16 protein-coding genes are annotated in these 18,791 nt (G+C 70.6%); 9 read left to right on the top strand and 7 right to left on the bottom strand.

What is annotated here, in order from left to right; all coding sequences use genetic code 11:
* From F1D61_RS30760 to F1D61_RS30745, 4 genes are all read right to left on the bottom strand, one after another.
* The gene (locus tag F1D61_RS30760) at positions 1-690 is read right to left on the bottom strand and encodes a uridylate kinase (protein ID WP_203155708.1); all 690 of its coding nucleotides are present in this window, start codon (positions 688-690) and stop codon (positions 1-3) included.
* An 80-nt stretch (positions 691-770) separates the two neighbouring features.
* A complete protein-coding gene (locus tag F1D61_RS30755) occupies positions 771-2,231 on the bottom strand; it encodes an oligosaccharide flippase family protein (protein WP_203155707.1) in 1,461 nt (486 codons plus the stop codon).
* Positions 2,232-2,268: 37 nt separating this feature from the next.
* The gene (locus tag F1D61_RS30750; protein ID WP_203155706.1) at positions 2,269-3,168 is read right to left on the bottom strand and encodes a glycosyltransferase family 2 protein; all 900 of its coding nucleotides are present in this window, start codon (positions 3,166-3,168) and stop codon (positions 2,269-2,271) included.
* Positions 3,169-3,173: 5 nt separating this feature from the next.
* Entirely contained in the window at positions 3,174-3,824 is a 651-nt protein-coding gene (locus tag F1D61_RS30745) for a NeuD/PglB/VioB family sugar acetyltransferase (RefSeq protein WP_203155705.1), read from the bottom strand.
* A 269-nt stretch (positions 3,825-4,093) separates the two neighbouring features.
* Between F1D61_RS30745 and F1D61_RS30740 the strand changes: the two genes are divergently transcribed.
* A complete protein-coding gene (locus F1D61_RS30740; RefSeq protein WP_203155704.1) occupies positions 4,094-5,362 on the top strand; it encodes a glycosyltransferase family 4 protein in 1,269 nt (422 codons plus the stop codon).
* Between the two features lie 229 nt (positions 5,363-5,591).
* Here the strand turns inward: F1D61_RS30740 and F1D61_RS30735 are convergent, their stop codons facing one another.
* The gene (locus F1D61_RS30735; RefSeq protein WP_246775618.1) at positions 5,592-6,056 is read right to left on the bottom strand and encodes a GtrA family protein; all 465 of its coding nucleotides are present in this window, start codon (positions 6,054-6,056) and stop codon (positions 5,592-5,594) included.
* 125 nt (positions 6,057-6,181) lie between these two features.
* On the bottom strand, positions 6,182-6,955 hold the full coding sequence (locus F1D61_RS30730) for an SDR family NAD(P)-dependent oxidoreductase (RefSeq protein ID WP_203155703.1): 774 nt from the start codon (positions 6,953-6,955) through the stop codon (positions 6,182-6,184).
* Between the two features lie 163 nt (positions 6,956-7,118).
* Between F1D61_RS30730 and carB the strand changes: the two genes are divergently transcribed.
* The 7 genes from carB (at position 7,119) to F1D61_RS30695 (ending at position 16,271) form a co-directional block, all read left to right on the top strand.
* The gene (carB, locus tag F1D61_RS30725) at positions 7,119-10,592 is read left to right on the top strand and encodes a carbamoyl-phosphate synthase large subunit (protein WP_203155702.1); all 3,474 of its coding nucleotides are present in this window, start codon (positions 7,119-7,121) and stop codon (positions 10,590-10,592) included.
* A 124-nt stretch (positions 10,593-10,716) separates the two neighbouring features.
* Positions 10,717-11,193 carry a transcription elongation factor GreA gene (gene greA, locus F1D61_RS30720; RefSeq protein ID WP_203155701.1) on the top strand — a complete coding sequence of 159 codons (477 nt, stop codon included), beginning with the start codon at positions 10,717-10,719 and terminating at the stop codon, positions 11,191-11,193.
* A gap of 106 nt (positions 11,194-11,299) precedes the next feature.
* The gene (locus F1D61_RS30715) at positions 11,300-11,818 is read left to right on the top strand and encodes a hypothetical protein (protein ID WP_203155700.1); all 519 of its coding nucleotides are present in this window, start codon (positions 11,300-11,302) and stop codon (positions 11,816-11,818) included.
* A gap of 22 nt (positions 11,819-11,840) precedes the next feature.
* On the top strand, positions 11,841-12,041 hold the full coding sequence (locus F1D61_RS30710; RefSeq protein WP_203155699.1) for an AAA family ATPase: 201 nt from the start codon (positions 11,841-11,843) through the stop codon (positions 12,039-12,041).
* 296 nt (positions 12,042-12,337) lie between these two features.
* Positions 12,338-13,237, top strand: coding sequence for a LysR family transcriptional regulator (locus F1D61_RS30705; RefSeq protein WP_203155698.1), 900 nt, complete (start codon positions 12,338-12,340; stop codon positions 13,235-13,237).
* A gap of 186 nt (positions 13,238-13,423) precedes the next feature.
* Positions 13,424-14,839: an aspartate ammonia-lyase gene (gene aspA, locus F1D61_RS30700; protein WP_203155697.1), complete on the top strand. Its 1,416-nt coding sequence runs from the start codon at positions 13,424-13,426 to the stop codon at positions 14,837-14,839.
* A 118-nt stretch (positions 14,840-14,957) separates the two neighbouring features.
* Positions 14,958-16,271, top strand: a complete 1,314-nt coding sequence (locus F1D61_RS30695) for a dicarboxylate/amino acid:cation symporter (RefSeq protein WP_203155696.1) — start codon at positions 14,958-14,960, stop codon at positions 16,269-16,271.
* 285 nt (positions 16,272-16,556) lie between these two features.
* Here the strand turns inward: F1D61_RS30695 and F1D61_RS30690 are convergent, their stop codons facing one another.
* Positions 16,557-17,357: an alpha/beta hydrolase gene (locus F1D61_RS30690; RefSeq protein ID WP_246775617.1), complete on the bottom strand. Its 801-nt coding sequence runs from the start codon at positions 17,355-17,357 to the stop codon at positions 16,557-16,559.
* 219 nt (positions 17,358-17,576) lie between these two features.
* On the opposite strand from F1D61_RS30690, the gene F1D61_RS30685 reads away from it, so the two are divergent.
* The gene (locus F1D61_RS30685; RefSeq protein ID WP_203155695.1) at positions 17,577-18,782 is read left to right on the top strand and encodes a pyridoxal phosphate-dependent aminotransferase; all 1,206 of its coding nucleotides are present in this window, start codon (positions 17,577-17,579) and stop codon (positions 18,780-18,782) included.
* Positions 18,783-18,791: the final 9 nt, after the last annotated feature.

Here is an 18,791-nt window from a genome sequence, read left to right as displayed (position 1 = left end):
TCAGGCCAGGCGCCCACCCTCTCGCAGATACAGACGAGGAAAGGCGAGATCGTCATTGTCGATGATCGCGTCGCTCTTCGCCTCGGGGTCGCACAGGCTTTCATACAGGACGTAGGCTGGGCGGTAACGCCCGGCGTAGAGATCCCGCGCCGCCGCCTCGCCACCGAGACGATCCCTGTCCCGGCCGAGCCCCCGCGCCTCTGCAGTTTCCACCGAGGTCCGGACGAACAGCGTCGCATCCCAGTGGTCGCTCAGTTCGGAGCGCTGGAGGAAGGTACCGTCCACGATCAGGATCGCGTCCTCGGCCGCCCGGCGCGGTTCCTGCGCGATTGGCGCGTCGGCATCGAGGTCGAACGACGCCGTGCGGTAAGTGCCATCTCCCCTCGGCCCGAGCGGTGCGAGCAGAAGCGTGACCACCGCCGGCAGATCGCGGGCATCGTGGTAATAGCCTTCGGGCGAGTGGCGACCCCTCGCGTAGCGCTCGACCCGCGGGCGATGGAAGCCGTCGATGGAGGTCCGAATCACGGGTCGCCCCAATCCGACGAGCAGGCCAGCCAGTTCATCGGCCAGGGTGGTCTTGCCGGAGGCCGTGCGCCCGTCGATCGCGACCCGGACCGGATGACCGTGGCGCAGCCGATCGATCCGCTCGGCGACCTCGCGCAGCACCTCCGTCCTGCTCGTTTCACTCATGCTCGCGGCCTCCTGGCTCGGCTTCCGATTCCTGGAAGCCGAGCTTACCGGCAAGGCATGATCATTACGCGTCGCAGTCCTCACCGCACCACCCGCGCCCGCACCCCCACCAGAACCGGCCGGATCGTCTCCCGGACATGCAGGGCCACCGGATGGTCGAGGACCAGCATCGCGACGAGCCAGGCCCCCGCACCGCCGAAGCCCGCGACGACTCCCTCCGGGATGGTCAGCGCGAAGCCCCGGCCCGACAGGGCGATGACGGCGAGCGGCGGCAGGGCGGTGGCGAGCGTGACGAGGGCGCTGACCCTCAGCGCGCCGGCGAGGTCGGCAAGGCTGAACGGCACCCGGCGGCGGATGAAGTGGAGCGCGATCCCGACCTGGAGCGGAACGGTGACGAACTGGCTCGCCGCCACCGCGAGCGGCCCGTGGGCGGCCGAGGCGGCGATGATGGCGGCGCTCGGCGGCAGGCCGATCAGGCTCGCCGTCAGGGTGTCGCGAAGGCCTCCGCTCGCCAAGAGCACCGGATAGGTCAGCATCGCCGGGAAGGTCAGCATCGAGGCGAGCGCCAGCACCTGGACGATCGGCACGCTCGGGAGCCACTGCGCGCCGAGCAGCACCAGCACCACCGGCTGGGCGATGAGCGCGAGCAGCAGGGCCACCGGCCATAGCACCACCGAGATGTTGCCGATCGAGGCGAGGTAGGTCGGCGCGAGGGCCCGCCCGTCGCGGCGTTCGGCGGCGAACATCGGCAGGATCACCGCGCCGAGGCTGCCGAGGATCATCTTGTCGGGCAGCTGGCTCACCACCTGCGCCCGGCCGTAGAGGCCGACGAGGTCGGGCCCGCCGAAGCGTCCGAGAAGGAAGATCGGCAGGAGATCGTAGGCGCGGTTGAGGAGGGTCGTCACGCTGGAAAAACCCCCGATCGCCAGAGCCGTGCGCCAGCCCTGGAGGCACGGACGGTACACTCCCGGCTCCGGCCGGCCGGCAAGGCTCAAGGCCACCGTGGCGACGGCACTCGCGACGGTCGCCCAGGCAAAGCTCATCGCGCCGAAGCCGAGGAGCGCGAGACCTGCCAGCACGAGAGCGTAGGTCAGGCAGGTGCCGACATTGACCCACATCAGGGCGGCGAACTGGAAGTCCCGGCGCATCAACGCCATCAGGGGGCCGGAGAACGGCACCAGGAGGAAGCTCGCCGAGAGCACCCGCAGGTAGGATTCGAGCAGGGGCTGGCCGTAGAGCCTCGCCCACAAACCGGCCGAGGTGAACAGCACCACGGCGAAGACCAGCGACAGGGCGAGGAGCACCGTGAAGGCGGTGCGGGCGCTCTGCCGCGAGGTCGTCGGCTCGTGGATGATGTAGTTGGTGGTGCCGAAATCGCGCAGTCCGTCGACGACCTGCACCAGCGCGACCCCGAGCATCGACAGGCCGACCTCCTGCGGGGTGAGCAGGCGCGAGACAAGCGCGGTCTGGCACAGGGTGATCGAGAGGACGAGGTAGCGCTCGCCCGAGACGAGCAGGACGGCGCGCTTGACGAGGCTCATCAAGAAACCTTTTTCGGTTCGTGGGGAGGCGGGCGGATCAGGGCGAGCCGGCGAGCGCCCGGGGCGCCGGCCCTCCCCATCCGGCGCGCCAGGCGCGGGCATGCGCCGCGAGGTAGCGGGCCGGATCGAGGTCCGGGATGCAGTCCCGCGCCAGCACGGCCCGCGCCTCGGCCGCGCGCCCGAAAGCGGCGAGATTTTCGGAATGGTCGAGCATCAGCCGGTTGCGGCAGCGCCGGGCGGAGGGCGCCAGCTCGGCCGGCACCGCGCCCTCGTCGAGGCGTTCCTTCAGGGTGGCGGCGAGCAAGGGCGGCGCCGGCACGCGCCGCGACGGCGGGACGCGCGCGAGCACCAGGGTCGGCCGGGCGATGATGCGGAACGGTCCCTGCAGCGCGAGGCGCCCCCACAGGTCGAGGTCCGGGCCGGCGCAGCAGCGGGTCGGGAACAGCCCGGCATCGATCGCCGCCGCCCGCTCGATCAGCGCGGCACTCGCCCGGAACGGCACGGTCCCGACCCGGAGCGCGAAATCGAACGGGTCGGAGACCCGCCCCGAGGGCACGCTCATCGGCAGTAGCGGCCGGCCGCCCTCGCCCAGGACCGGATTGCCGAACACCGCGACGGCGTCGCCGAAGCGGGTCGCGGCGACGAGCTCGGCCAGGTGGTCCTCGCGCCACGCATCGCCCGCATCGAGGAAGGCCACCCACTCGGCCCGGGCGGCGGTCACGCCGCGGTTGCGGGCGGCGGCGCGGCCAGACTCACCATCGCGCAAGGCCCGCACCCGCGGATCGGCGGCGAGGGCCGCGACCTCGCCCGCCCCCTCCCCGACCACCAGGACCTCGTAATCGCCGAAGGTCTGGAACCGGAGGGAATCCAGCGCCGGCCCGGTGCAGAAGCCCGCCCGGAGCCGCAGCACGACCGAGACGCGGGGGACGCTCGCCATGGCGCTCACGCCCCCCGTCGCAGGATGCGGGCGGGATTGCCCACCACGGTGGCGCCCGCCGGCACGTCGCGCAGGACGACCGTGCCGAGGCCGACCAGGGCCCGGTCGCCGATCGCGACGCGCTGGCGCAGCGCGCTGCCGGCGCCGACGTAGCAGGACCGCCCCAGGCGCGCGAAGCCGCTGACGACGCAGCCCGGCGCCAGCACCGCCCCGTCCTCGATCACCGTGTCGTGCCCGACGATCGCGCCGGGCCCGATCGCCACATGGGCTCCGACCACGACCCGGCCGGCGACGCTGGCGCCGGCATGGATGCAGGTGCCCGGGCCGAGCACGGCCCGCGACGACACCGCCGCCCGGGCATGGACCAGGGTGGCGAAGCGCGTGGGGTCGAGCCCGGTCCCGGCGACGATCGCCAGCCGCTCGCGGTGGCTCGCCTCGCTGCCGATGGCGTTGAGGAAGGCCGCCTCCGGATTCTCGGCGAGGCGTCGCGCCGCGCCGAGGCGCCCGAGCACCGGCAGCCCGACGATGTGATCGCCCTCCGGCCTCGCATCGTCGAGGAAGCCGGCCACCCGCCAGGGCCCGGGCAGCGACTCGACGAGGTCCAGGATGTCGAGGGCGTTGCCGCCGGTGCCGAGGATGATCAGGGGACGCTGCATGGCGGTGCCGACGCTTCGCCGGGGCTTGGTGGGGCAGGACTGGCCGCGGCTCGTGAGCAGGCTAGCCGGCCCTGTCCGTCGGGTAAGCGTCGCAATCGTCGGCGCCGGGACCTTCGAAAGGCGTAGGTCGGCCCGCCGTTCTGGGCGGGGACGCCGCCGAATTCCGCCGCTCCCGCGCGGGGATGCAGTCCCTAGGCTGGTCGCCAACGATCGCGCGGCGCGAGGATGCCCGCCTCGCGCGCGACGAGACCTCGGGAGCGTCGTCGCCCATGAAGATCGCCTATCTGGTCAACACCGCCCCGGTGACGAGCTCGACCTTCATCCGGCGCGAGATGGCGGCATTGGAGGCGCAAGGCGTCACGGTGCGGCGCTTCGCGCTGCGGCGCTGGCACCAGCCCCTCGTCGATCCCGACGACGTCGCCGACCAGGCGCGGACCCACTACATCCTGAGCGGCAACCTGCGCGGGCTGGCGCTCGCCGCGCTTCGCCAGGCGGTCACCGGCCCGGCGGCGTTCCTGCGGGGGGCCTGGCTCGCCGCGCGGCTCGGCCGCTCGGCCGGCGGGGCGGTGCGGCACGCGGCCTATTTCCTCGAGGCGGTGTATTTCCTGCACGCCCTGCGGCGCGAGGGCATCGCCCACACCCACGTGCATTTCTCGTCGAACGCCGCCGCGGTGGCGCTGATCGCCCGGACCATGGGCGGGCCGTCCTACAGCTTCACCGCCCACGGGCCCGACGAGTTCCTCACCGCCGCCGAGGACGGGCTGGCCCTCAAGCTCTCCGGGGCCGCCTTCGCGGTGGCGATCTCGGATTTCTGCCGCGGGCAGCTCCTGCGCTTCGGCGGCGCCCGGCATCGCGACCGGATCGCCGTGGCGCGCTGCGGCCTCGACCTGAGGGACTTCGTGCCCTCGGACAAACCGGCGGGGGCGAGCCGGATTCTGGTCTGCGTCGGCCGGCTCTGCCCGCAGAAGGGGCAGGTCTACCTGCCGGCGGCGGTGGCGGCGTTGCGCGCCACCGAGGCGCCGTTCCGCCTGGTCCTGATCGGCGACGGCGAGAGCCGCCCGGCGATCGAGGCCGAGATCGCCCGCCACGGCGTCGGCGACCTGATCGAACTGCGCGGCTGGCGCGGCAGCGCCGAGGTCCGCGAGGCCATCGCTCGATCCCGTGCCCTGGTGCTCCCGAGCTTCGCCGAGGGGCTGCCGATCGTGCTCCTCGAAGCCCTGGCCCTGGAGCGGCCGGTGGTGACCACCACCGTGGCGGGCATCCCGGAACTGGTCGACGAGGAGTGCGGCCGCATCGTGCCCCCGGGCGACGCCGCGGCCCTGACGCAAGCCTTGCGCGACATCCTGCGGGCCGACGACGCGACGCTCGCCGCGATGGGTCGGGTCGGCCGCGCCCGCGTCGCCCGCCACCACGACCTCGCGACGCTCGCCACCACCCTGCGGGGGTTGTTCGCGGCGGCGATCGCCCGGGAGGGAGGGACGGCGATGCGGGTGGAGCGGGCGGCCATCGGGCGGGAGGCGGCGGAGGTGGAGTCGTGAGGGCCGCTTTCCTTGACGCGCAATCGTTTCTCCCGACTTCCCTGATACCCTCCGCGTCATTCCGGGGCCGCGCAGCGGAGCCCGGAATCCAGAACCGCTGGCGTTTCAAAAGAAGACGGATCGCTGTCCGCTTTACTCTCTCCGACCTGAGCGTCTGGATTCCGGGCTCCGCTTTCGCGGCCCCGGAATGACGCGGAGGGTGTCAGGGAAGTCGGGGAAATAACCGCCCTCACCGCACCCCCGGCACCTCCCCCGACAGCACCGGCACCGGCCTTCCCGCGAAGGTCCACACCCGGTGGCCCAGAAAATTCCAGAACACCACGACCCCGGTCGCCAGCGCTTGCGCAGCCAGATAGGGCAGGCCGAAGCCGCGGGTGAGCCCCGCCATGATCAGCCAGGTCAGCCCGAAGCCGATCGCCGCCACGACACCGAAACGCCAGGTCGCCTCCGCGTGGGGCCGCGCGCTGGCATAGGTCAGGCGGCGGTTGAGCCCGTAGGAGACCACGGCGCCGGCGAGGTAGCCGGCGAGCGCCGCCGGCACCGGGTCGGCCCGGCCGGTCTCGACCAGGGTGGCGAGCAGGGCGTAATGCACTGCCAGCGCCGCGAGGCTCACCCCGACGTAAGACAGGAATTGCCGCGCCAGGACCGCCAGGGCGCCGGCTTTCCGGGTATTCGCTCTCGGTTCGCTCGCCACGACGCCACTCGACAAGGCCGACGGCCCGGGCCGCCCCGCTCATCTCCTAGCGCCCGGCACTGAACCGAAGATGACCCGAAAGCGGCGGAATTCGTTCATCCTTTCCGGTGATCCCCCTCGGCCGCTCAGCCTTGCAGGCGCGCCGCCACCTTCCGGCTGAGCCAGCGCGGCATCAGCCGGGCGCCGATCACCGCGGCGCGGTTGGCCGCCCCCGGGATCACCACCGCGCGGCCCGCGAGGTAGCCGTCGACCGCGGCACCCGCCACCGCCTCCGGGCTCATCACGTTGCCGGTAAAGCGCTTCGCCCCGCCGACATCGGCCCGCGCCGAGAATTCCGTCGCGGTGGCGCCGGGACAGAGTGCCGTGACGGTGACGCCGCAAGGCCGCGCCTCCTCGTAGAGCGCTTCCGAGAGCGAGAGCAGGTAGGCCTTGGTGGCGTAATAGGCCGCCATGTTGGGCCCCGGCAGGTAACCCACCACCGAGGCGACGTTGAGGATGCCGCCGGATCGACGCGCGATCAGGCCCGGCAGCACGAGGCGGCTGAGCACCGTCGGCGCGGCGACGTTCACCGCCACCATCTCGGCCTGATCCCGCGCCGGCAGCTCGGCGAACCGGCCGCGCAGGCCGAAGCCGGCATTGTTGACGAGGGTGTGGAGAACGATCCCCCGGGCATCGAGCGCCGCGAGCAGCCCCTCCGGCCCGTCCGGCCGCGCCAGGTCCGCCGGCACCACCAGCGTCGGCACCGGCAGTTCCGCGGCCAGGGCCTCCAGCCTGTCCGCCCGCCGGGCGCTCAGGACCAACGGGTACCCCCGGCCTGCGAATTCCTTCGCGATCTCCACGCCGATTCCGCTCGACGCGCCGGTGACCAGCGTCCAGCGCGCATCTCCCCTCTGGTCCATCGCCTCGGCCACACCCTTCCCCTGATCTGTTCGCCTATGCTAAGGGCGCCCAACGCAATCCCCGCCGCTTCCGCCCGTTCCGCTTCCGCCACGACACGCCCCGCCGGGCCCGAGGCCGGAAACGAGGAACGCGGCAGCGCGCCGCACGAGTCTGAAGCGTCCGATGCCCAAGCGCACCGATCTCTCCTCCATCCTCATCATCGGCGCGGGCCCGATCGTCATCGGCCAGGCATGCGAGTTCGACTATTCCGGGACGCAGGCCTGCAAGGCCCTGCGCGAGGAAGGCTACCGGATCATCCTGGTCAACTCGAATCCGGCCACGATCATGACCGATCCGGATCTCGCCGACGCCACCTACGTCGAGCCGATCACCCCGGAGATCGTCGCCCGCATCATCGAGAAGGAGCGGCCCGACGCCCTCCTGCCGACCATGGGCGGCCAGACCGCGCTGAACTGCGCCCTCTCGCTCAAGCGCATGGGCGTGCTGGAGAAGTTCGGCGTCCAGATGATCGGCGCCACCGCCGAGGCGATCGACAAGGCGGAGGATCGCAGCCTCTTCCGCGACGCCATGACCAAGATCGGCCTGGAGACGCCGAAATCGGCGCTCGCCAACGCGTCGGCCGCCAAGAAGGCCGACCGTGAGAAGTACCTCGCCGAGGTGGCCCGCATCGAGGCCGCGGAGAGCGACGAGGGCTCCCGCAAGGCGGCGCTGGCCGCCTTCGAGAAGAAGTGGGCGAGCGGAGAGAACGACCGGCGCAAGCGCTACGGCGAGCACGCGCTCGGCCAGGCGCTCGTCGCGCTCGCCGAGGTCGGCCTGCCGGCGATCATCCGGCCGTCCTTCACCATGGGCGGCACCGGCGGCGGCATCGCCTATAACCGGGAAGAATTCCTCGACATCGTCGAGCGCGGCATCGACGCCTCGCCGACCAACGAGGTCCTGATCGAGGAATCGGTCCTCGGCTGGAAGGAGTACGAGATGGAGGTCGTCCGCGATCGCGCGGATAACTGCATCATCGTCTGCTCGATCGAGAACGTCGACCCGATGGGGGTCCATACCGGCGACTCGATCACCGTCGCCCCGGCGCTGACGCTGACCGACAAGGAATACCAGCGCATGCGCGACGCCTCGCTCGCGGTGCTCCGCGAGATCGGCGTCGAGACCGGCGGCTCGAACGTGCAGTTCGCCGTCGATCCGGCCACCGGCCGGATGATCGTGATCGAGATGAACCCGCGCGTCTCGCGCTCCTCGGCGCTCGCCTCGAAGGCGACCGGCTTCCCGATCGCCAAGGTCGCGGCGAAGCTCGCGGTCGGCTACACCCTCGACGAGATCGCCAACGACATCACCGGCGGGGCCACCCCGGCCTCGTTTGAGCCGACGATCGACTACGTCGTCACCAAGATCCCGCGCTTCGCGTTCGAAAAATTCCCGGGCGCCGAGCCGACGCTGACCACCGCCATGAAGTCGGTCGGCGAGGCGATGGCGATCGGGCGGACCTTCGCCGAGTCGCTCCAGAAGGCCCTGCGCTCGCTCGAGACGGGGCTCACCGGCCTCGACGACATCGAGATCGAGGGCTTGGGGAAAGGCGACGACCGCAACGCCATCAAGGCGGCGATCGGCACGCCCACCCCGGACCGCCTCCTCAAGGTGGCGCAGGCGCTGCGGCTGGGCGTCAGCCACGAGGAGGTCCACGCCTCCTGCAAGATCGACCCGTGGTTCCTGGAGCAGCTCCAGGGCATCATCGACCTCGAGACCAAGGTGAAGCGCTTCGGCCTGCCGAAGACCGCGGGCGCCTTCCGCCAGCTCAAGGCGGCGGGCTTCTCCGACACGCGGCTCGCCGTGCTCGCCGGCATGGACGAGGGCGCCGTGCGCGCCGCCCGCCGTGCGCTGTCGGTGCGGCCGGTCTTCAAGCGGATCGACACCTGCGCGGCCGAGTTCAAGTCGCCGACCGCCTACATGTACTCGACCTACGTGGCCCCGTTCGCCGGGACCGTGGCCGACGAGGCCCAGCCCACGGACGCCAAGAAGGTCATCATCCTCGGCGGCGGCCCGAACCGGATCGGCCAGGGCATCGAGTTCGACTATTGCTGCTGCCACGCCTGCTTCGCGCTGACGGATGCGGGCTACGAGACCATCATGGTCAACTGCAACCCGGAGACGGTGTCGACCGACTACGACACCTCGGACCGGCTCTATTTCGAGCCGCTGACCGCCGAGGACGTGCTGGAGATCATCGAGACCGAGCGCCAGGCCGGCACGCTGCACGGCGTGATCGTGCAGTTCGGCGGCCAGACCCCGCTGAAGCTCGCCCGTGCCCTCGAAGAGGCCGGCGTGCCGATCCTCGGCACCTCGCCGGACGCGATCGACCTCGCCGAGGACCGCGACCGCTTCAAGCGCCTGCTCGACAAGCTGCACATGAAGCAGCCGAAGAACGGCATCGCCTACTCGGTGGAGCAGAGCCGGCTGATCGCCGCCGATCTCGGCCTGCCCTTCGTGGTGCGCCCCTCCTACGTGCTCGGCGGGCGGGCAATGGCGATCATCCGCGACGAGGCCCAGTTCGCCGATTACCTGCTCGACACCCTGCCGAGCCTGATCCCGTCGGACGTCAAGGCGCGCTACCCCAACGACAAGACCGGCCAGATCAACACGGTGCTGGGCAAGAACCCGCTCCTGTTCGACCGCTACCTGTCGGACGCGATCGAGGTCGACGTCGATGCCGTCTCCGACGGCAAGGACGTGTTCATCGCCGGCATCATGGAGCACATCGAGGAGGCGGGCATCCATTCGGGCGATTCCGCCTGCTCGCTGCCGCCGCGCTCGCTGTCGCCCGAGACCATCGCCGAGCTGGAGCGCCAGACCCGCGGCCTCGCGCTCGCGCTGGAGGTCGGCGGCCTGATGAACGTGCAGTACGCGATCAAGGACGGGGTGATCTACGTCCTGGAGGTGAACCCGCGGGCCTCGCGCACCGTGCCGTTCGTCGCCAAGGTGATCGGCGAGCCGATCGCCAAGATCGCCGCCCGGGTGATGGCCGGCGAGCCCCTCGCCTCCTTCGGCCTCAAGCCGAAGACGCTGCCGCACATCGCCGTCAAGGAAGCGGTCTTCCCCTTCGCCCGCTTCCCCGGGGTCGACGTGCTGCTCGGACCGGAGATGCGCTCCACCGGCGAGGTGATCGGCCTCGACCGCGGCTTCGGCGTCGCCTTCGCCAAGAGCCAGCTCGGCTCCGGCACCCAGGTGCCGAAGGCCGGCACGGTCTTCGTCTCGGTGCGCGACGACGACAAGGCGCGCATCCTGCCCTCGATCAAGCTGCTCGCCGAGCTCGGCTTCACGGTGCTCGCCACCGCCGGCACCCAGCGCTACCTCGCCGAGAACGGCGTTCCCTGCGCCCGCATCAACAAGGTGCTGGAGGGCCGGCCGCACGTGGTCGATGCGATCAAGAACGGCGACATCCACCTGGTGTTCAACACCACCGAGGGCGCGGGCGCGCTGTCCGACTCGCGGTCGCTGCGCCGGGCCGCCCTCTTGCATAAAGTGCCGTACTACACCACTCTCGCGGGGGCGATGGCGGCTGCCGAGGGGATCAAGGCCTATCTCGAGGGTGATCTCGAGGTCCGGGCCCTGCAGGAATATTTCGCGGCTTAAGTCGAAAGACCGCGAAAGAGTCCTATCTCATCCCTTCGCGCCCGCGCGAGACAATCGGAAACAGGCCCGGTCGGGAGGATCACCCTCCCGCCGGGCCGATTATTTGTGACGCGAGACGACGACGATGGACAAGGTTCCGATCACGGTACGGGGATTCGCGGCTCTCGAGGCGGAGCTGAAGCGCCGCCAGCAGGAGGAGCGTCCGCGGATCATCCAGGCGATCGCGGAAGCGCGCGCCCTCGGCGACCTGTCGGAGAATGCCGAGTACCATGCCGCCAAGGAGGCGCAGTCGCACAACGAGGGCCGGGTGCTGGAGCTGGAGAGCCTGATCTCCCGCGCCGAGGTCATCGACGTGTCGAAGCTCTCGGGCTCGAAGATCAAGTTCGGCGCCACCGTCAAGCTGATCGACGAGGATACCGAGGAGGAGAAGACCTACCAGATCGTCGGCGAGCCCGAGGCCGACGTCCATGCCGGCCGGGTCTCGATCACCTCGCCGATCGCCCGCGCGCTGATCGGCAAGGGCGTCGGCGACACCGTCGAGGTCGTCACCCCGGGCGGCGGCAAGTCCTACGAGATCACCGGCATCCAGTACGGCGGGTAACGGCACAGGCCGTCCGGCACGCGCGGGACGCGTTGCCGGAACGCCCTCCCGGGGCTATCTCCGCCGTGACGAGGTGGCCCCGTCGGGCGCCGTGGAGACGATCCGGATGCTGCGCTGGTTCAAGACCCTGTTCAGCCGATCCCTGATCGCGGCCGCCCTGCTGGCGGCCGCCGGGCCGGCGAGCGCGCAGGACGCGACCCTGCCGCCGGGCACGCGCTTCTCCGCCATCCGGGTCGATGTCGGCCCCCTCCTCGCCCGCGGCCTCGGCCCCTATGCGGAGACCGTGCGGGCCGAGCTGCAGGCCGCGCTGGCCCGGAACTTCGCCGACCGTGTCGGCGGCCCCGGCCCGACCCTCGTCGTGCGGGTCACCGGCGTCTCGTTCAACCCCTATGCCGGCAGCGAGACCCGCTTCGGCGGCGGCAACGCGACCAACACCGACTATCTCGAAGGTGAGGCCCTGGTGGTCGATCGCGCCGGCAGCGTGCTGTTGCGCCATCCCCAATTGTCCGCCACCAATGCCAGCTCGGGCGGTGCCTGGTACAACCCGGCCTCGGAAGGGCGGCGGGTGACCTATATCAGCGAGCATTATGCGGCTTGGCTGAAGCGCGGGTTGGGGCTGAATTGAGCTCCATCGCAGAGCCCTGGGGATGCCGACCGCCCACCTTCTGTTCGGCATCCTCGGCTCAGGCAAGACGACCCTGGCGCGGGGTCTGGAGCATCGGCATCGGGCGGTGCGCTTCACGCCCGATGAATGGATGGCGTGCCTGTTCGGTGAGAACCCACCGGCCGGCACCTTCCCGCAGCACGCCGATGAAGCGTTCATCGCGGCGGTATCCAAGCCGACTTGATCCGCCCGATATCAGGAGTAGCCCTCACCTCTCCACCCCACAGGGTCATCCCGGGGCCGCGCAGCGGAGCCCGGGATCCAGAACCGCGGGTCGTTCAGGATCGAGCGAGGAGCGTCCCGCTTCGTTCTCCACAACCTGAGGCTCTGGATTCCGGGCTCCGCTGCGCGGCCCCGGAATGACCCTGAGGGCGTACGGGCGCGAGGGGCCGTCTCAATCTGCTGTCTTGCCCGGACGCGTCCTGTCGTGTGAAGCGGGGTGAGTGACGGCGGCCGGCCCCGCCGACCCGGACGCCCGCGATGGAACTCAAGTGGATCGAGGACTTCCTGAGCCTCGCCGAGACCCGCAGCTTCTCGCGCTCGGCGGAGGCCCGCGCGGTGACCCAGTCGGCGTTCAGCCGGCGCATCCGCTCGCTCGAAGTCTGGCTCGGCACCGCGCTCCTCGACCGCAGCACCTACCCGATCACGCTCACCGCCGACGGGCGCCAGTTCCTGGAGACCGCCGAGGAGGTGGTGCGGCTCCTCACCTTGAGCCGGGCGGATTTCCGCGCCCGCAGCGACGGCGCCGGGCTGCCGGTGGTGACGATCACGGCGCTCCACTCGCTCTGCCTGTCGTTCCTGCCGCGCTGGCTCGGCCGGATCCGCGATGCGCTCGGGCCGGTGGCGAGCCGGGTGCTGCCGGACAACTTCAACATCTGCGTCCAGGCGCTGGTCGAGGGCGGCTACGACCTGCTCCTGACCTATCACCATCCGGGCATCCCGATCCCCCTCGATCCCGAGCGCTATCCCTGCCGGATCGTCGGCCGCGACAGCCTCGCGGCGGTCGCCTCCCCGCGCGGGCTGGTGCCGGACGCCAAGGGCCGGCTGCCGCTGCTGCAATATTCCCGCGGCTCGTTCCTCGGGCGCCTCGCCGGCATCGCGCAATCCGGTGACGACGCGCCGGCGACCTACCCGGTCCACACCAACGAGAACTCGATGGCCGAGGCCCTGCGCTCGATGGCGCTCGGCGGCCACGGCATCGCCTGGCTGCCGCGCAGCCTGGTCGAGCCGGAAATCCGCGCCGGGGCGCTCACGGTGCTCGGACGCGAGATGCCGATGGACGTCCGGCTCTATCGCAGCGCCGAGCGCCACCGCTCCTTCCTCGACGAGGTCTGGGCCGTCGCCGCGGAGGATCCGCCAAACTATTCGGATCCGGAATAGTTCTTGGCAAACATAGCATTGGCGCCCTGACGCGGCCGGGATTATCCCGCCGCCATCCGGTGACGGCGCCGCGGCTTCTCGACGAACCGCCCCGCATGTCCCGGCCCCTCGTCCCTTCGACGTGGCCTTGACGCTCCTGCCGCCCCCCGGCGGGCCGGATCGCGGCCGCACGTCAGGAGAGTTTTGATGTCCGACGTTTCGACCCGCATCGAGCACGATCTTCTCGGCGACCGCGAGGTGCCTCGATCCGCCTATTACGGCATCCACACCCTGCGCGCCGTCGAGAACTTCGCGATCACCGGCACCACGCTCGCCACCTGCCCCGACCTGATCCGGGCGCTCGCCGCGATCAAGCAGGCGGCGGCGCTCGCCAACCGCGAACTCGGCCTGCTCGAGCCTGAGCGCTGCGACGCCATCGTGGCGGCCTGCATCGAGATCCGGGGCGGCGCCCTGCACGACCAGTTCGTCGTCGACCAGATCCAGGGCGGGGCCGGCACCTCGACCAACATGAACGCCAACGAGGTGATCGCCAACAGAGCGCTCGAACTGCTGGGCGCGGAGCGGGGCGACTACGCCCGGCTCCACCCCAACGAGCACGTCAACATGGGCCAGAGCACCAACGACGTGTATCCGACGGCGCTCAAGATCGCCGGGATCGGGGCGATCCGCCGGCTGGTCGACGCCATGGCAGCCCTGCGCACCAGCTTCGAGGCGAAACGCGAGGAATTCCACGACGTCCTCAAGATGGGCCGCACCCAGCTGCAGGATGCGGTGCCGATGACCCTCGGCCAGGAATTCGGCACCTATGCCCGGATGCTGGCCGAGGACGAGGCGCGCCTGGGCGAGGCCGAACTGCTGATCCGCGAGATCAATCTCGGCGCGACCGCGATCGGCACCGGCATCACCGCCCACCCGCTCTATGCGGAACTGGTGCGCGAACGCCTCTCGACCATCACGGAAATCCCGCTGATCACGGCGGAAGACTTGGTCGAAGCCACCCAGGATTGCGGCGCCTTCGTGCAGGTGTCGGGGGTGCTCAAGCGCGTCGCCGTCAAGCTGTCGAAGACCTGCAACGACCTGCGCCTGCTCTCGAGCGGGCCCCGGGCCGGATTCGGCGAGATCAACCTGCCGGCGCGCCAGGCCGGCTCCTCGATCATGCCCGGCAAGGTCAACCCGGTGATCCCGGAAGTCGTCAACCAGGTCGCGTTCGAGGTGATCGGCAACGACGTGACGATCTCGTTCGCGGCCGAAGCCGGCCAGCTCCAGCTCAATGCCTTCGAGCCGGTCATCGCCTACAGCCTGTTTCGCAGCCTCGCCCATCTGGAGGCGGCCTGCCGCACCCTCGACGTGCATTGCGTGCGCGGCATCACGGCGAACCGCGAGCGGCTGCGGGCCAGCGTCGAGAACTCGATCGGGATCGTCACGGCGCTCAACCCCTATATCGGCTATCGCAATGCCACGGCGGTCGCTATGGAGGCCCACGCCACGGGCCGGGGCGTCTACGACCTCGTGCTCGAGAAGCGATTGATGGCCCGCGACCAGCTCGACAGGGTGCTGCAACCCGAGCGGCTGACGCGCCCGCAGGCCCTCACGGCGCTCTGACGCGCCGCCACACCATCACGGACGGAAACGCCAGACATCCGCGGGAGACCTCGGGCACGCAGAGTCGCGCCCGGGGCTCTTCCCGCACATCCGTTCACCCTCGGGAGGAACACGAACAATGGCACAGGTTGAATCGACCAAAGGCTCGGGCCGGCTGACGCTCTATACCGGGATCGGCCTCGTCCTCGGTGTCGCGGTCGGCGCGGTCCTGCACGGCATGGCCGCGACACCCGCCGAGGCGAAGGAGATCGCCGGCTACTTCACCATCGGCACCGACATCTTCCTGCGGCTGATCAAGATGATCATCGCGCCGCTGGTCTTCGCCACGATCGTGTCGGGCATCGCGAGCTTCGGCGACACCAAGGCGGTCGGCCGCGTCGCGGGCTTCGCCATGGGCTGGTTCATCACCGCCTCGATCGTCTCGCTGTCGCTCGGCTTCCTCGTCGCCAACATCTTCCAGCCCGGCGCCAGCCTCGGCCTGCCGCTGCCGGACGCCGCGGCGCAGACCGGGCTCAAGGCCGCCTCGATCAACCTGCGCGAATTCATCACCCACGTCTTCCCGACCAGCATCGTCTCGGCGATGGCGACGAACGAGGTGCTGCAGATCCTGGTCTTCTCGGTGTTCTTCGGCTTCGGCCTCAGCGCGATCGACCGCCGCTACGCCGATCCGATGATCCACATGCTGAACGGGCTCGCCGCGGTGATGTTCAAGGTCACCGACGCGGTGATGAAGGTGGCACCGCTGGCGGTCTTCGCCGCCATGGCCTCTGTGATCACCACCCAGGGCCTCGGCGTGCTGATCGATTACGGCAAGTTCATCGCCGTGTTCTATCTCGGGCTGGCCGTCCTGTGGGCGCTGCTGATCGGCGCCGGCTGGCTGGTGCTCGGCCACGGCGTCGTGCGGTTGCTGCGCCTGCTGCGCACCCCGATGATCGTCGCCTTCTCGACCGCCAGCAGCGAGGCCGCCTTCCCGCGCACCGTCGAGGTGCTGGAGAAGTTCGGCGTGCGCCCCCGCGTCACCGGCTTCGTGCTGCCGCTCGGCTACTCGTTCAACCTCGACGGCTCGATGATGTACCAGGCGCTCGCCTCGCTGTTCATCGCCCAGGCCTTCGGCATCCATCTCGGCATCACCGAGCAGTTGACCATGCTGCTCGTCATGATGGTGACCAGCAAGGGCATCGCCGGCGTGCCGCGCGCCTCGCTGGTCGTGGTCGCCGCCACCGTGCCGATGTTCGGCCTGCCCGCCGCCGGCATCCTGCTGATCATGGGGGTCGACCAGATCCTCGACATGGGCCGCACCGTCACCAACGTGCTGGGCAACGGGCTCGCCACCGCCGCGGTCGCCCGCTGGCAGGGCGAGATGCAGGAGGGGACGGAGGACTTGGTCGAGGAGCCCACGGCCGTGGCCCTGCCGACCGGCAAGGCGGCGTAACCGCGGGAGGGCCGGCGGCCGTCGATTGGCGGCCGCCGGCCCGATCAACCGAATTCCTCTGAGCCCTCTCGATGTGGGCTGCAAGACCTGGAGCCCACCATGTCATTCCGGGGCCGCGAAAGCGGAGCCCGGAATCCAGACACTCAGGATCTTCAGAATAGAGCGGGGCGCGTTCTGCTTCGTTCTGCACCACCTACGGTTCTGGATTCCGGGCTCCGCTTTCGCGGTCCCGGAATGACTCGGAGGGTGTGACGCCCGTCGGCGGAAAAACCCCGAAGCACGACCCTACCCCACCCCCGCCAGCACCTCGACAACCTTCTCCGGGTTCGGCACCTCGACATCGTGCGGCACCGCCAGTTCCCGGTACTGCCAGCCGGCCTTGGCCTTGGCCCGCTGCCGGCTCGGCTCGATCGCGGCGAGCGCCGGATTGGTGTAGGCGACGTAGGTCACCGGCAGACCGGCACCGGCGGGTTTCGTGAGCCGCACCGGGCTCTCGTAGGTGCCGATCGGGTGCGGCCGCAGGCGCTGGTGGAACCAGTCCTTGGCCGGACCCGCCGGAATCGGGAAGGCCTCCGGGCCGGGGACCGGCAGGGCGACGCTCGCGCCCTGCTCCATCACCGTCTTCCGCCGGGCATCGGCCATGCCGGCGGGCAGGATCGTGAAGGCGGTGTCGCCGTTCTCGGGGATCAGCGCGTCGAGATAGACGACGTGGCGGATCCGGTCGGTCAGGCGGTCGGCGACCCCGGTCACCGCCATGCCGCCGTAGGAATGCCCGACCAGGATGACGTCGCGCAGGTCCTCGAACGTGATCAGGTTCGCCACGTCCTCGATATGGGTGTCGACGGTGATCTGGCGCGACAGCAGGTGGCTGCGCTCGCCGAGCCCGGTCTGGGTCGGCGTGAAGACCCGGTGCCCCTGGCCGCGCAAGGCGGTGGCGACGTCGCGCCAGATCCAGCCGCCGCCATAGGCGCCATGCACCAGCACGTAGGTTTTCGGCGCCGGACTTTGCGCCTGCCCGGCGCCCGGCGCGAGCGTGGCGGCGAGGGCGGAGACGCCCGCCAGGGCCGTTCTGCGATTGACCGTCACGGTGATGTTTCCTCCGGTTGTTCGTTCTTGAACCCGTTGTAGCGGTCTCGCCGGTCCGATCCACCCTCACGCTTCGATCGCCGCCCATGAATCGCGATCCATGAATCGCCACCCATGAATCGCCACCCATGCGCGGCGCACGGCTCGCGCCTCGCCCCGCCGGTGCTATGGAGGATTTCAGCCGACACGCCTGCCACCCTACGAGGGCACGAGCCACTGATGACCCACGCGGACACCACCCCGGACCTCGCCGCCGGCCTCTCGCCGCGGATGCGCGGCATCGGCACGAGCCAGATCGGCCTCGTCGCCGATCGCGGCCGGGACGACCCGGACGTGGTCAAGCTGTGGATCGGCGAGGGCGACCTGCCGACGCCGCCCTTCATCGTCGAGGCGGCCCACAAGGCGATGCTGGCGGGCCATACCCGCTACGCCACCTCGCTCGGCATCCCCCGCCTGCGCGAGGCGTTGAGCGCCTATCACGCCCGGCACTGGGGCGTGGAGATCCCGGCCGATCGGTTCGCCGTCACCGCCGGCGGCATGAACGCGATCATGCAGGCCGCGCAAGCCCTGCTGGAACCCGGCGACGAGATCATCATCCCCTCGCCCGCCTGGCCGAACCTGGCGGAGGCCGTGCGCATCACCGGCGGCGTCCCGGTGACGGTGCCCTACCGGGTGCAGGGCGACGGGCGCTTCGCCCTGCCGCTCGCCGACATCGAGGCGGCGATCACCCCGCGCACCCGCGTGATCGTGGTGAACTCGCCCTCGAACCCGACCGGCTGGACCATGCCGCTCGAGGAGATGAAGGCCCTTCGCGATCTCGCCCGGGCGCGGGACCTGTGGATCCTCTCCGACGAGGTCTACGCCCACTTCACCTACGGCAACGCCATCGCGCCGTCCTTCCTGCAGATCTGCACCGAGGATGACCGGCTGATCGTCACCAACACCTTCTCGAAGAACTGGGCGATGACCGGCTGGCGCGCCGGCTGGCTGATCGCCCCGCGGGGATTGGCGCCGACCTTCGCCAAGCTCGGCCAGTACAACACCACCTCGATCCCGACCTTCATCCAGCACGCGGCCGTCACCGCCCTGGAAGAGGGCGACGGCTTCATCCGCCAGATGGTCGCCCGCTGCGCCGAGAGCCGCGAGATCCTGGTCGCGGGCCTGTCGCGGCTGCCCGGCGTCACCGTGTCGGTGCCGGAAGGGGCCTTCTACCTGATGGCCCGGGTCGCCGGCCCCGGCACCCCGCGCCCCGAGGAGACCAGCCTCGCCATCGCCTTCCGGCTGCTCGAGGAGGCGAAGGTCGGCGTCGCGCCCGGCACCGCCTTCGGGCCCGAGGGCGAGGGCTTCATCCGCCTGTGCTTTGCCATCAGCCCGGGCCTCGCCCGCGAGGCGGTGGCCCGCCTCACCCCCGTGCTGAGCCGCTGAGGAGAGGGT

Origin of the sequence: Methylobacterium aquaticum (assembly GCF_016804325.1) — a bacterium.
Classification (GTDB): Bacteria; Pseudomonadota; Alphaproteobacteria; order Rhizobiales; family Beijerinckiaceae; genus Methylobacterium; species Methylobacterium aquaticum_C.
The sequence above is the reverse complement of the archived record's forward strand: the minus strand, read 5'-3'. Positions and strand labels throughout refer to the sequence as shown.

Excerpts from the sequence above, each read along its gene's own strand:
- F1D61_RS30685 (WP_203155695.1), top strand. The coding sequence starts at position 17,577 with ATGACCCACGCGGACACCACCCCGGACCTCGCCGCCGGCCTCTCGCCG.
- aspA (WP_203155697.1), top strand. The coding sequence starts at position 13,424 with ATGTCCGACGTTTCGACCCGCATCGAGCACGATCTTCTCGGCGACCGC.
- F1D61_RS30730 (WP_203155703.1), bottom strand. The coding sequence starts at position 6,955 with ATGGACCAGAGGGGAGATGCGCGCTGGACGCTGGTCACCGGCGCGTCG.
- greA (WP_203155701.1), top strand. The coding sequence starts at position 10,717 with ATGGACAAGGTTCCGATCACGGTACGGGGATTCGCGGCTCTCGAGGCG.
- F1D61_RS30710 (WP_203155699.1), top strand. The coding sequence starts at position 11,841 with ATGCCGACCGCCCACCTTCTGTTCGGCATCCTCGGCTCAGGCAAGACG.
- F1D61_RS30760 (WP_203155708.1), bottom strand. The coding sequence starts at position 690 with ATGAGTGAAACGAGCAGGACGGAGGTGCTGCGCGAGGTCGCCGAGCGG.
- F1D61_RS30705 (WP_203155698.1), top strand. The coding sequence starts at position 12,338 with ATGGAACTCAAGTGGATCGAGGACTTCCTGAGCCTCGCCGAGACCCGC.
- F1D61_RS30750 (WP_203155706.1), bottom strand. The coding sequence starts at position 3,168 with ATGGCGAGCGTCCCCCGCGTCTCGGTCGTGCTGCGGCTCCGGGCGGGC.
- carB (WP_203155702.1), top strand. The coding sequence starts at position 7,119 with ATGCCCAAGCGCACCGATCTCTCCTCCATCCTCATCATCGGCGCGGGC.
- F1D61_RS30740 (WP_203155704.1), top strand. The coding sequence starts at position 4,094 with ATGAAGATCGCCTATCTGGTCAACACCGCCCCGGTGACGAGCTCGACC.
- F1D61_RS30745 (WP_203155705.1), bottom strand. The coding sequence starts at position 3,824 with ATGCAGCGTCCCCTGATCATCCTCGGCACCGGCGGCAACGCCCTCGAC.
- F1D61_RS30755 (WP_203155707.1), bottom strand. The coding sequence starts at position 2,231 with ATGAGCCTCGTCAAGCGCGCCGTCCTGCTCGTCTCGGGCGAGCGCTAC.
- F1D61_RS30715 (WP_203155700.1), top strand. The coding sequence starts at position 11,300 with ATGCTGCGCTGGTTCAAGACCCTGTTCAGCCGATCCCTGATCGCGGCC.
- F1D61_RS30695 (WP_203155696.1), top strand. The coding sequence starts at position 14,958 with ATGGCACAGGTTGAATCGACCAAAGGCTCGGGCCGGCTGACGCTCTAT.